Raw genomic sequence first — 12,709 nt, 5'->3', positions numbered from 1 at the left:
ATGGGAGAGAACCTTGAGGCCATAGAGAAAAAGATAAAACTTGAGACGACTAGGACGCTCCCTAAAACCTTGGATAGGGTTCTCAACTCTGCCTCGATACTCATAGGGATTTTTGAGATACTGTTTATCTTCAATTTCATGTTCCTTCTGTACTCCATATTCAGCAAACTAGGAATTGAAGTGGAGTTCCTGAAGCTTGACTTCCAGGATCAGCAGGTAATGGCCTTCGTGCTGGGAATGATATTTGTCATAGCTTTCCTGAGGTACCCTATCCGGAAAAAGGAAAAGTACCTGTCCAAGGTTCAATGGTTTGACTATCTGATAATCCTGTTGGGTCTGGCAGCTGCGTTTTACAAGTTCTGGCGCTGGCCCACGTACATGGTGTACTACGATGTGAATCAGACGGACGTTATCTTTGGAATACTGGCAATAATACTCGTCCTTGAGGCCACAAGGAGGGCCATAGGCTGGATTCTTCCCACGATCGTGGTTATCTTCCTGCTCTATGGTATCAGAGACGCCGGCTACAACTGGACGAGGATAGTCCAGTACCTGTACCTGGACCAGGGAATTTTCGGGATTCCCTACTATGTCATGACGATATACGTATTCGCCTTCGTTTTCTTCGGGGCGTTCCTCCTGAAGATAGGAGTTAGTGATTACATAACGGAGTTCATGATAAGTCTCTTTGGGACTAGGCCGGGAGGGCCGGCCAAAGCCGCTGTGATTTCAAGCGGACTCATGGGTACCGTCAGCGGCTCCAGTGTCGCCAACGTCCTGACAACGGGCACTTTCACAATACCCCTGATGAAGAAGGCCGGCTACCCACCGGAGATAGCTGGTGCCGTTGAACCGGTCGCTTCAACCGGCGGCCAGCTGATGCCTCCCGTTATGGGTGCCGCCGCCTTTATCATGGCACAGTTCCTCGGTGTGCCCTACAACAAGCTCATCATAGCCGCAGTCCTGCCGGCTCTGATATACTACATAGGCGTCTACCTCTTCATAGACCTTGAGACCAAGAGGCTCGGCCTGAAGGGAATGCCCAGGGAGCACTTTAAACCCCTGAGTTACTTCCTGAAGAAAATTTACATCCTGCTCCCGATAGTTGTCATTACGGTGGCGCTTGTCTGGGGAATTGCACCGCACATAGCGGCTGTGTCTTCCCTTGGAATTGCCATCTGGGTTGCCTGGATATCAAAGGACGAGATACCGGGACACGAACACTTCTACGTGGCGATAGCGCTTATAACGACCATTCTTATGTTCACCAGCAGGCAGTATGCCACCCCTGTTGGGGCCGTGCTCCTGATACTCGCTGCTCTTCTGGTAGCGGCAGCGCTCTTCACTGATAAAGCCGAGTTCAATGAGAAGTTCTACATAAGCATCCTCTTCATACTGATGGCGGTTCTCGGAAAGCTGCTCTACATGAGGAAGGAAGAGATTCTCCTGATGAGTGGCACCTTTGGAATAATCTTCTCCCTACTGGTGGGATACAGATCGCGTACAGAGGGCGGCAGGAAGATGTACTCAGCCACGTATGAGTCCATGATAGACGCGGGCAAGACCAGCACTACCGTGATGCTCGCCGCCGCCAGTGCAGGCCTTATACAGGGAGTCCTCACCATGACAGGTTTGGTGACCTCACTCGGCTACAAACTCGTTGACCTCGCCGGCGGAAACCTGCTCCTGCTCCTGATAATGGCAATGATATTCAGCCTCATCCTGGGCATGGGCGTCCCAACGACGGCGAACTACGTTATAACCTCTCTCGTTGCCGCCCCAGCGGTTTACACTGCGGTCGCAGGCAACCCGATATACGATGCACCTGTCCCCGGTTACAGTACGGCGATAGCCCTCCTCGCGGCACACTTCTTCGTGTTCTACTTTGGAATACTGGCGGATTTGACACCACCGGTTGCACTGGCGGCCTATGCGGGTTCAGCGCTGGCGGGAGGAGACTTCTGGAAGACCGCCATAAACTCGGTCAAGTATGCGCTGGCAGGATACATAGGACCGTATATCTACTTCACCCATCCGGAGATGTTCCTCATAACCGTCTCAGAGTGGACCCCAGAGATGGCACTGAGGGTACTGTATTACTTTGCTGCAACGATCCTGATAATGTACATGCTGGCAATAGCTATAACGGGACACTTCAAGGACCTGCAGGTTCCAACGGTCGGGAGGGCAATTATAGTCGGCCTCAGCCTTGTGGCAGCTTCACTCCACATGATCCCAGTGGCACTGGAACTTGCACTCTTTATTGGTATGAGGATCTATGGTGCAAGGGTTTCAGCAAGAAAAGCGAGCGCCTAATTTTCAGCTTTTTATCATTTCATTCATTGTTTCTGCAATTTTTTGAGAGGTATCCCTTATCCGTGCTGAGGCGTAGTTTGCAGTCCTTAATACAGCTTTTATAGTAAGCAGTGCCACTATCAAGGCAACTGCGATCATCATCAGGTACTCGACGGCAGCTTGAGCCTTTTTCACACTATCACCTCCGACATATATTAATAACTAAAGGTTAATAAAATTTTCGCCGAGCAATATCGAATAGGCCGGTATATAGAACAAAGGTTGAAAGAGGTTAGTAAAGCATGACTTCAAAGCCCAGCTCGCTGAGCAGATCGGCAAGGACCTCACTGTCCACATAGACGAGGAGGTGATGGTTCCCGAGGGTTCCGTCTATGAAGTCCATCGCGTCCTCTATGCGGAGCTTCATCTGGGTTCTGCATCTGAATTCACTGTGTTCCTGGCCGATAACTTCAACGCCTGCGACGACCGCCTTCCTTCCTCGTATCTTCAGGAGGCTGGCCTTCCCCCTCGGCAGCTGGACGTCGACTCCAACCCCCGTGCCGCTCTCGAAGTGCGACCTGATGATGTATTTTCCGATGAGTGGTGCTGTGCAGTGGGCGAGGATTATGTGGCTTTCCCCGTAGTCGGCTATGTTGCCCATGAAAGCTGGCTTGTCGAAAAAGCGCCTCACTATCATCATTCCCAGCAGGGCATTCAGTTCCCCCTCGCAGGCGGCCGGAATTCCCTCCGCGTTGAACATGGCCAGCGCCAGGCAGGGTGTCATTTTGGACTTCATGACTATGTCAAAGCACCCAATTGTAAACCCATCCAGCCTGTAGTCCTCCAGTATCTTCTTTATCGCAAGGTATATCCTGCCTGCCCTCACGAGGTCTTCCCTGCCGGGCTCCTTTATCTCGACAGCCTTTCCGACTATTTCCTCCACAACCTTCCATCCTTCCGCCTCGGTGGTGGCCTCGTAGTACTCGTAGAACTTTTTGAGGCTTATCTTCGTGTAAGGAAGCTCAAACTTCTCATTGATAAGCCAGGGTGAGACCCTACCTATTATGCCGATTCTCATTTTTAAGAACTTATCGAGGGTCTCCTTCATGTCCTCGTAGCCCAAAAGAGCCGCCTTCAGCTCGTTGAAGTCTTTGACAAGGGTCGAAGGGACGAGCCTTTCCCTGAAGTACTCCCTCAACTCTATCCCAGCTGCGAGTGAATTGTTGAACGGGTCACCGTAGATCACCGTCGGGCGTCTGTAAACCGCAAACTCCTTCAGAGGGCCTTCGGTACCGCCGGTGAGCGGGTAAAGAACCACTGCATCAACCTCGTTGAAGTTGACCTCCTCCTTCGCCTCCTTGAAGTCCCTCTTTGTCGAGATGAAAAAGCCCCCAACGACCTCAAACTCCTTTGCAAGCGTCGTTATGAACTCCGAGGCCTTTTTCTCAAAGGCCTTCGGGTTTGCAAGTTCGCTGACTCCAAAAACAACTCCGACCTTCATGCTTTCACCTAACCGTTTTAAACTTCCGCACTTAAATAAGCTTGTGGTGGTAGCGTGGCAATGCGGTTCGTCCTTGACACGAGCATTTTCGTCAACCCGGAGATCCGGAACAGGTTCGGTGGCTCCCCAACCGAGGCTATGAGGACTTTTCTGGGCTATGCCGAGAGGCTCTTTGGAAAGGTCGAGTTCTACATGCCTCCGGGCATCTACCGCGAGGTTATGCATTTTGTTGACGAGGAGGAGCTTCTTCCCGATATAGAGCTGTACATAATCAAAAAGCCCCCAAACGTCCACGACATCAAGATTCCTGCCTTTGTGGTCTATGAGCTTATAGACGACATAAGGCGGCGCATCGACAAAGGTCTTCGTGTGGCCGAGAAGGCAGTTCGCGAGAGCGTCATCGAGACGGACAACGTGGACAGGATAATTCAGAAGTTGCGCAGGAACTACCGGAAGGCCCTGCGGGAGGGGATAGTTGACAGCAAGGAGGACTTTGAGCTCATTCTGCTTGCCAAAGAGCTCGATGCAACTATAGTTTCCGCCGACGTTGGGATACTCACCTGGGCGCAGAAGATGGGCATCAAGTGGATTGACGCGGCCAACTTCAGGGAAGTTTTAGAAGGACTCGTCGAGAAGATGGGAGGGAAAAATTTATAAACGCTGGTCTGCATGGTATCATCGACGCCCCGGTGGCTCAGCCTGGTGGAGCGGCCGCTTGGTAAGCGGCAGGTCGCGGGTTCAAACCCCGCCCGGGGCTCCACTCCAACAAACTTTTGCAGGGCAAAAGTTTGATCAAAAGATTGTGATTCTTCTTGAGTAAGCAGATTTTTGGTGGATTTTCTTGTTTTGGTGGTTGGATTGTACGTTGGATTCATCGCCAAAAAGGCTCTTTTTAACGGGTTCAACTTCAACCCGCGCTCCTTTGGAGCGCTAAAAACTTGAACCCTTCTCAAACGAACTATCGGAAACAGAATCCAACTGAGCAGTAAGGGCAATATCTGAAGAAATCCTCCAAACGAGCCATATAAAAGCAATCACGAACTTTGCCCAGCAACTTTGCGCAGGCAAAGTTCTGGGGGGTGTGGGGGCGTTAGCCCCCCTGAGGGTTAAGAGGTAAGGAAGGTGGGGAAACGTAGTTTCCCAGGTTTTTAGAGAAAAAGCGGGATTGTGGGGTGGAACCCCACTACGGGGGTTTGAGAGTACAGAGCAAGCTTTAGGAAAGCTTGACCAAAAGTTTGTAGCTCTCTGCATTGCCACGTTTGGAAAAATCTTGGTTTTCTTCCTCTTGGGGGCCTGTTTTTGTGGAGAACGATGGACAAAATCCCAGATTATCAAGGGTTTACTTTCCTCTGACGCCCTTTGGGCGTCTTTTGGAGTTAAACCCCTTTATGATGAGCCTCTAAAGGAGTCCCCACTCAAAATAATTGGATTGTTTTAATTAGAAAATTTTAATTAGAAAACTTCCTCAAACTCACATTCAAGAAAGAGCTACGGACTTTTGATGAAACTTTGCGAAGGCAAAGTTTCTTGTGGTGGGGCCGCCGGGATTCGAACCCGGGTCACGGGCTCCCAAAGCCCGCAGGATGGGCCAAGCTACCCTACGGCCCCATGCCCGCGGTAGTGCATTGAAGGGTTCCTTATTAAGCTTTTCGTTGTCGGGTGGCACCATCACGAAAAACGGCAGGGGTCGAGTATAAAAATGAAACTTATCACTCCGACTTTATCATTACAAGGAGCATCTTAAATTTCTCGGGAGCGTTGACGGCATGGGGTTCGTTGGCCGGCATGATTATCATTTCTCCCTCCTTTAGCCTGTAGTGCCTTCCGGATATCGTTATCTCCGCCTCTCCCTCAAGGACGTAGACCATGGCATCGAAGGGCGCCGTATGTTCGCTCAGTCTCTGCCCCTTGTCAAAAGCGAACAGGGTTACGCTCCCCGTCTTCTTGTCCAGCAGGGTTCTGCTCACTATGGAGCCTTCTTGGTAGTCAACCATGCCCTTCAGGTTTTCAACCTCGGACATTTTGGACATCTGAACTCACCTTCAGATGTTAGGTGGTGCATTATAAAAGGATTTTTATAGCGGGCTCCCCAACCATCTAGGGTGTCGTCATGGTCACACTCATCATAGCTGAGAAGCCCAACGTAGCCAGGAAGATAGCCTACGCCTTGGCAGAAGGCAGGCCGGTAAGAAAGACCATAGGCAAGGTTCCATACTATGAGTTCACCCGCGACGGGAAGAGGATAATAGTGGCTCCCGCCGTCGGCCACCTCTTCTCGCTCGCACCGAAGACCAGAACCTATGGTTATCCGGTCTTTGACATTGAATGGGTCCCCGTTTACGTCGCGGAGAAGGGCAAAAGCTACGCCAAGGACTACATCAAAGCTCTGGCCACGCTCGCCAAGAGGGCAGACGAGTTCGTCGTTGCCTGCGACTACGATACCGAAGGAGAGGTCATAGGCTACACCGCCCTAAAATACGCCTGCGGCGTTGACCCGTCAAAGGCAAAGCGCATGAAGTTCTCCGCACTCACCAAGAAAGACCTCCTCAGGGCCTGGTACAACCTCGAACCGACGATAAACTTCGGAATGGCCGATGCTGGAATAGCGCGCCACGTCCTCGACTGGTACTGGGGTGTGAACCTGTCAAGGGCGCTCACCTCGGCCATAAAGCGTGCCAGCGGCAAGTGGCAGGTTCTCTCCACCGGCCGAGTTCAGGGGCCAACGCTCAAGTTTCTGGTTGACCGGGAAAAGGAGATCCAGAACTTCAAGCCCACACCGTACTGGGTCATAAAGATGCTCCTTGAGAAAAATGGAGAGCAGTACACCGCCGTCTATGAGAAGGAGCGTATATTCGATGAAAACGAGGCGAAGCGCATCGTTGAGGAGGCAAAGAAGGGCCCTGCCTTCGTTGAGGAGGTTGAGGTTAAGCGGCAGAACAGGTATCCGCCGGTTCCCTTCGACCTCGGAACTCTTCAGAGGGAGGCATACTCCGCCTTTGGGTACTCGCCTAAGAAGACGCTGGAAATTGCGCAGAAGCTGTATGAGAAGGGGCACACCAGCTACCCAAGGACAAGCTCACAGAAGCTCCCGAAGAACCTCAACTTCCGCTCCATCCTCCAGAACCTTGCCAAGTTGCCTGAGTACAAGCCCTTCGCCCACGAGCTTCTCGGTAAGGAGCGGCTCAAGCCCGTCGAGGGCAAGAAGGATGACCCCGCTCACCCGGCAATCTACCCGACGGGTGAACTGCCGAAACCCGGAGAGCTTACCAAGGACGAGGCCAACCTCTACGACCTCATCGTCAGACGCTTTCTAGCGCTCTTCATGGAGCCTGCCGTCAGGGAGATAATGAAGGTTGTAATAAACTCCAACTCCCACCGCTTCATCCTGAGCGGGGCGAGAACCGTCAAAGAGGGCTGGCTGAAGGTCTACGGCAAGTACGTCAAGTTCGACGAGGTGATTCTTCCAGCCTTCAAGGAGGGCGAGCCGGTAAAGGTCATCCAGATAAAGCGCGAGAAGAAGAAGACGAAGCCCCCGGCTCGCTACTCCCCCGCGGCAGTCATCAAAAAGATGGAGGACCTTGGAATAGGCACCAAAGCCACGCGCGCCCAAATCCTTGAGACCCTCTACAGCAGGGGCTACATAGAGGGCAAGAGGAAGATAAAGGTCACCCCGCTCGGCATGCGCGTCGTTGAGGCTCTGGAAAAAAACGTGCCCGATATAGTGAGCGTGGAGCTTACAAGGACCTTTGAGGAGAAGATGGAGGACATCATGGCCGGAAAGGCCGACAGAGAAGGTGTAATCGAAGAGAGCAAGGATCAGCTCATCAAAATCCTGAAGGTCTTCAAGGAGAGGGAGCTCGACATCGGAAAGATGCTCATGGAGACCACTGGAACTGGAGTAACTACCTCAAAAACTGCCGCCAGAAAGGCCAGCGCGGTGAAGGAGCTCAGCGAGGAAGAGGAGAACGAGGTTAAAAAGTCGGTAGAGGGGGAGAGGAGAAAAAGCCCGCTCGTGGTAGGCAAGTGCCCCAGGTGCGGCGGTGACCTCGTGGTGAGATACAACAGGAAGACCGGCAAGCGCTTCGTCGGCTGTTCCAACTGGCCGAAGTGCAACGTCACCTACCCGCTCCTCCAGCGCGGCGAGATAATTCCCACGGACAAGACCTGCTGCGACGGTGCTCCGGTGGTCAAAATACGTGAAAAGGGCCGCGAGTACGAGATATGCGTTGACATGAACTGCAGGGATTGGAAGAAGAGTAAGAGATGATTATAGCAACTCCCTAAGAAGCTTTATCCTCCTGGGGCTCAGGATGACCTTTGGATGCTTCAGGAGGGCTTTTATGACCTCTCCGTAATTGCCGCTTGCTATCTTCTCCGCGTCAGTGCTACCAAGTACCTGGATGAAGAGGTCGAGGTCTTCATCGGTGAGCTTCTCCGTGACCTTCCTGACCTTGAGGACCTTCTCAAGCCTTTTTCCGTCGGTCTCCCACCACTCCTTCGTGTAGTTCTGGAGGAGCGAAATGTTCTCCTCTTCGAGAGCCTTCACTATCCATTTGCTCGCTATGGTTCCAGCCTCCATGGCCTCGGCCATTCCGCCACCGTGCATCGGGTTGACCTGTCTGGCAGCGTCACCGACTACAACCACGTTGTCCTTGGCGAGCTCCTTCACGAAGCCTCCAACCGGGACGACACCGACGTTTATCTCAAGGAGCTTCTTGGCAGGTATGTTGTTCTCCTTTAGCCACTTGTCAAGGTAGTACTTGGCGGTCTGCGGATTGTCGGAGTTTATTCCTATGCCGACGTTGGCCCTATCCTCGTCCTTCGGGAAGACCCAGACGTAGCCCCTCGGCGCTATCTCGTTGCCGAACCAGAGGTGAATCAAGTCCGGGTCAAAGCCCTCTATGAGCATCTCGTACTCGTATGAGGAGTCAAACTCGTGGGGAGGGGCGTAGGTGTTTATGCCGGCTTTTCTGGCTATCTTGCTCTCGACGCCGTCGGCGGCGACTATGACGTCCGCATAAATCTCGACCGGCTCGTCCTCGTGCTTGGCCTTTATTCCAGCCACTCTGCCGTCCTTCTTAATGACATCCACCGCCTCGGTTCTGGCGAGAACATCTGCCCCAGCCTTTGCCGCATAGTAGGCGAGCATCTTGTCGAAGACCTTCCTTTCGAGGATAACGCCGCTGGCTTCCTTGTAGCGGAGCTCAAGCTCGTATCCGCTGGGAGAGTAGAGCTTGGCACCGTAGATCTCGCGGTTGATGTAACGCCTGTCGTAGGGGATGTCGTACTTTTTGAACACGGTCATGCTTATTCCTTCGGCACACTGCTTGGGCGTGCCGATGGCGGGCTTCTTATCGATTAGCAGGACAGAGAACCCGGCTTTGGCAACGTTTCTGGCAACAATTGGTCCGGCTATCCCTGCTCCGACCACCACAACGTCGTATTTCATCTCGTTCACTCTCCCACCTCCAGGGGTTCACCGCTGAGAGCACCCACTGGACAGGCACTGATGCATATCCTGCAGGAGATGCACTTTTCCTGGAAGAACTCCCACCTTGAGGCGCTTACGTTTATTGCAAGGGTGGGGCAGACCCCAGCACAGCCGCCGCAGAGGTAGCACTTGTCCTCGTTAACCACGACCCTTATTTTCTCCGGCATATTCGACACCGCCGAGCTTTTGTTTCAGCTTTTTCTCGTCGATTTTGATCGTTCCGTCTTTTATTATTAACGGTATGAATCTGTCCAGTTCCTGGGCCTTCACAAGAACCTCCCGCTCCTTGAGGTTAAGCCTGTCGCTCAAGTCCTCGATAGTGGCTTCGCCGGCCAGCAGGAGGTAGTGGAGTATTGCGAGCTGGGTCATATCGCCTATCTCCTGGAGATAGCGCTCTTTGATCTCCTTCATAAGCCTGTCGCGCCTGCTTTCCACCGCCTGAAGCGCCTGGAGTATCTTTTCAAGTTCTTTCTGGAGATCAAGGAAGGAGTTTACCATCCCGAGAAGGCTCTCGTGCTCTATGGGTATGCGAGTCAGGTCAATCTCTGCCTTCTCGAAGGAGAAGTCCCCGAGGTCAAGCCCCCTGTACCAGAAGAGGTTCGGCGTCACCGTTGTGACGTAAGTCCTGGAGATCGCTATGTTGTAGTACTTCCTGGCCGGCCCTATGAACGGCCCTTCTCTCTCGTAGGATTTGAGTATTCCCTCGCGCTCCATGATTTTAAGGTGTTTTGCCACCGCCGTTGAGGACACGCTAACCTTGCTGCTGAGGAAGCTAAAGTAGCACTCGGTGCAGGTGAGGTGGCTGAGCAGGTCGCGCCTCACCTTGTTCCCCAGTATGTAAAAGATGTCGGGTTCACTCATGACCTACACCACCCAAATCTGTGACGCAAAGCTTATATAGTGAACATTCAACCTTAGGTTGCAAACCGGAGTTTGAATCCTACGGAGAGATTGTAATCCAATCGTTATAAACCTTATGTGGAGGTGTTTGGAATGGGATTGATTAGCGACGCGGACAAGAAGGTCATCAGGGAGGAGTTCTTCTCCAAGATGACGAACCCGGTCAAGATCATCGGATTTATAGGAAAAGAGCACTGCCAGTACTGCGACCAGCTCAAACAGCTTGTCCAGGAGCTCGCGGAGCTGAGCGACAAGCTCACCTACGAGTTCCACGACTTCGACAGTGAGGAAGGCAGGAAGCTCGCCGAGCAGTACAGGATCGACCGCGCTCCGGCCGTCACCATAACCCAGGACGGCAGGGACATGGGCGTCAGGTTCTTCGGCCTTCCGGCTGGCCACGAGTTCGGGGCGTTCCTGGAGGACATCGTTGACGTCAGCAACGCCACCACCGACCTCATGCCCGACAGCAAAGAGGAGCTTGCCAAGGTCGACAGGGACGTCAGGATACTCGTCTTCGTCACCCCAACCTGCCCGTACTGCCCGCTGGCAGTCAGGATGGCCCACAAGTTCGCCCTTGAGAACGCCAAGGCCGGCAAGGGCAGGATACTCGGTGACATGGTCGAGGCCATCGAGTACCCTGAGTGGGCCGACCAGTACAGCGTCATGGCCGTCCCGAAGATTGTTATACAGGTGGACGGGGAGGACAGGGTTCAGTTTGAGGGCGCCTATCCGGAGAAGATGTTCCTGGAGAAGCTCCTCGCGGCCCTCAGCTGAGGGCTCTTAATTCCTTTTCTCGGTGGGCATCGTGAGATTGAGGTTTTCGACATCTCTGCTCATAGCTTTTGGTTTCTATGCACTTGGCTATGTGATGCGCGGCGTTGTCAGGCTTTACAACCCCGGGACTTTTTGGGGCGATATGATAACAGATGCCGCGATGTTCCTCGGCGTCTTTTTCCTAGCATGGTGGGCCCATCTGGGACTCACGCGGAGGAAGGCAGAAAACTGATGGACATGTAAATGTCAAAACGGCCCCTTCCCCTCTCCTGTTTCACGGAAAAGTTATAAATCCCCCTGCCCAGCCTATGGTGGGTGAAGCGATGGCGCTCAGGATAGGCGGAGTTAACGTTCTTTTCACCGGAGAGCTTGATGATGGCTTTGAAGATGGCTTCAGGGGACTTTTTGCAAGGCGTTACCTGCCCGACGTGGATGAAAGCTCCGGCGACCCGGAGGTTGTAATCGAGCGCTTCAAGGGCGACAGATTCAGGGTCTTTGGGGCGATTTACGATGTCTCCGGCGTTGACAGGTACAAGCTTGAGGCGGGGGTGCCCTCCGCCTACGGCAACGAAGCGCCGATTTTCTTCCTGCTCCAGGCCGCGGCAAGGGCGGGTATGAAAAAGGGCAGGATATTCCTCACCGATTCTGTGTCCATTGTAAGGCCCGAGGGAGGAGCGGTTCTCTTCATCGGCTATCCCCACAGCGGAAAGAGCACCATGTCTGCCCTCGCACTCGCCAAGGGGCTCACGGTTCTCAGCACAGAGAACACCGTTATAGAGGTTCGGGATGGAAAGCTCTTTGTCGTTGGGGGGACCGATGTCCTTGTCTATGACCCAAAGGTTGAGGACGTCCACCACCTGCGGATTCCTCACGACACCCAGACAAGGAGCGGCTACAGGATAACGGACCTTTCGGGCGATTCGGAGCGGAAGAGGCTCCTCAGGAAGGGCGTTGAGATAGAAAAAATAATCGTGCTTCATGCGGCGTTCTACTGCTCCGGGGCAAGCTTTTCCGTTGTGAAGGGGAGAAAGGTCAGGAAGACGCTCTGGTACTTTTCAACTGGGCTCATGAAGGGCCTGGACTACTACGAGCCAATGCCCCTCCACGTCCCCATGACCGACGAGATACAGAGGAACCTGCGGGAGTTTCTCAGGGTCGCCTCATCCGCGTACTCGGAACGGATGTTCGAGGCCTTTGGCGGCCACGGCGAGATCTTCGAGCGCTCCTTTGGGATGCTGCTTAGATGACCCTTCCCGGGTTTTTCATCGTTTTGTTCTCCTAGAGTCTTATTGCAACATGTACTTGTTCTTGTAAATCTTGACGGCTTTAGTCACTTTCAATTCTCCTAGAGTCTTATTGCAACTTCCTTGATGCGCTGGTTCCTCTCTTCCAATGCCTTCCTTTCAATTCTCCTAGAGTCTTATTACAACCCAGTCCTTGAAGAGGGAAGAGGCTGACGACGTGATAGCTTTCAATTCTCCTAGAGTCTTATTACAACCCAGTCAAGGGTCGCCTCAAGGCGCTCTTTTATCTCCTTTCAATTCTCCTAGAGTCTTATTACAACGATATGCCTCGAAACGAATCGCAACCGATTCCTGCGTCTTTCAATTCTCCTAGAGTCTTATTACAACGAGGAACATCTTGCTCACTGAGAGGCAGAGGCTCTTGGCTTTCAATTCTCCTAGAGTCTTATTACAACGGGCTTAGGTTAGGAGAGGGAACCTTTGAAGTCTTCTTTCAATTCTCCT

At 52.8% G+C, this 12,709-nt stretch carries 12 protein-coding genes, 2 tRNA genes and 1 CRISPR repeat array (1 of these 15 cut by a window edge); of the genes, 7 read left to right on the top strand and 7 right to left on the bottom strand.

Features of this window, described 5'->3' with window-relative positions; translation table 11 throughout:
* Positions 1–2,316: a TRAP transporter permease gene (locus NUS69_RS05345; RefSeq protein WP_258084976.1), complete on the top strand. Its 2,316-nt coding sequence runs from the start codon at positions 1–3 to the stop codon at positions 2,314–2,316.
* 3 nt (positions 2,317–2,319) lie between these two features.
* On the opposite strand, the gene NUS69_RS05340 is transcribed toward NUS69_RS05345, so the two are convergent.
* Positions 2,320–2,490: a class III signal peptide-containing protein gene (locus NUS69_RS05340; protein WP_258084742.1), complete on the bottom strand. Its 171-nt coding sequence runs from the start codon at positions 2,488–2,490 to the stop codon at positions 2,320–2,322.
* 97 nt (positions 2,491–2,587) lie between these two features.
* On the bottom strand, positions 2,588–3,796 hold the full coding sequence (locus tag NUS69_RS05335) for a hypothetical protein (RefSeq protein ID WP_258084741.1): 1,209 nt from the start codon (positions 3,794–3,796) through the stop codon (positions 2,588–2,590).
* Between the two features lie 60 nt (positions 3,797–3,856).
* Here NUS69_RS05335 and NUS69_RS05330 point away from each other — a divergent pair, with 60 nt between their 5' ends.
* Entirely contained in the window at positions 3,857–4,453 is a 597-nt protein-coding gene (locus NUS69_RS05330; RefSeq protein ID WP_258084975.1) for an RNA ligase partner protein, read from the top strand.
* Between the two features lie 26 nt (positions 4,454–4,479).
* Positions 4,480–4,556, top strand: a tRNA-Thr gene (locus NUS69_RS05325).
* Positions 4,557–5,326: 770 nt separating this feature from the next.
* Here the strand turns inward: NUS69_RS05325 and NUS69_RS05320 are convergent.
* A tRNA-Pro gene (locus tag NUS69_RS05320) sits at positions 5,327–5,404 on the bottom strand.
* Positions 5,405–5,505: 101 nt separating this feature from the next.
* A complete protein-coding gene (locus tag NUS69_RS05315; protein ID WP_258084740.1) occupies positions 5,506–5,826 on the bottom strand; it encodes a cupin domain-containing protein in 321 nt (106 codons plus the stop codon).
* Positions 5,827–5,906: 80 nt separating this feature from the next.
* Here NUS69_RS05315 and topA point away from each other — a divergent pair, with 80 nt between their 5' ends.
* On the top strand, positions 5,907–8,063 hold the full coding sequence (gene topA / locus NUS69_RS05310) for a DNA topoisomerase I (protein WP_258084739.1): 2,157 nt from the start codon (positions 5,907–5,909) through the stop codon (positions 8,061–8,063).
* On the opposite strand, the gene NUS69_RS05305 is transcribed toward topA, so the two are convergent.
* The 3 genes from NUS69_RS05305 to surR are packed head-to-tail and all read right to left on the bottom strand — an operon-like array spanning position 8,064 to position 10,148.
* Entirely contained in the window at positions 8,064–9,245 is a 1,182-nt protein-coding gene (locus NUS69_RS05305) for a geranylgeranyl reductase family protein (RefSeq protein WP_258084974.1), read from the bottom strand.
* 5 nt (positions 9,246–9,250) lie between these two features.
* Positions 9,251–9,454 carry a DUF362 domain-containing protein gene (locus NUS69_RS05300; protein WP_258084738.1) on the bottom strand — a complete coding sequence of 68 codons (204 nt, stop codon included), beginning with the start codon at positions 9,452–9,454 and terminating at the stop codon, positions 9,251–9,253.
* Positions 9,426–10,148, bottom strand: a complete 723-nt coding sequence (gene surR, locus NUS69_RS05295; RefSeq protein WP_258084737.1) for a sulfur metabolism transcriptional regulator SurR — start codon at positions 10,146–10,148, stop codon at positions 9,426–9,428. Before surR ends, NUS69_RS05300 begins: the two co-directional genes overlap by 29 nt.
* Before the next feature lie 132 nt (positions 10,149–10,280).
* On the opposite strand from surR, the gene pdo reads away from it, so the two are divergent.
* From pdo to NUS69_RS05280, 3 genes are all read left to right on the top strand, one after another.
* The gene (gene pdo, locus NUS69_RS05290; RefSeq protein WP_258084736.1) at positions 10,281–10,961 is read left to right on the top strand and encodes a protein disulfide oxidoreductase; all 681 of its coding nucleotides are present in this window, start codon (positions 10,281–10,283) and stop codon (positions 10,959–10,961) included.
* A 31-nt stretch (positions 10,962–10,992) separates the two neighbouring features.
* Complete coding sequence (locus NUS69_RS05285) at positions 10,993–11,193, top strand: hypothetical protein (protein WP_258084735.1); 201 nt, start codon at positions 10,993–10,995, stop codon at positions 11,191–11,193.
* Positions 11,194–11,284: 91 nt separating this feature from the next.
* Positions 11,285–12,208 carry a hypothetical protein gene (locus NUS69_RS05280; protein ID WP_258084973.1) on the top strand — a complete coding sequence of 308 codons (924 nt, stop codon included), beginning with the start codon at positions 11,285–11,287 and terminating at the stop codon, positions 12,206–12,208.
* 19 nt (positions 12,209–12,227) lie between these two features.
* Positions 12,228–12,709: a CRISPR direct-repeat array (repeat unit 30 nt; unit sequence CTTTCAATTCTCCTAGAGTCTTATTACAAC) (it continues 1,484 nt past the right edge of the window).

Origin of the sequence: Thermococcus thermotolerans (assembly GCF_024707485.1) — an archaeon.
GTDB classification, from domain to species: Archaea; Methanobacteriota_B; Thermococci; order Thermococcales; family Thermococcaceae; genus Thermococcus; species Thermococcus thermotolerans.
This window is presented reverse-complemented; position numbering and strand designations above follow the sequence as displayed.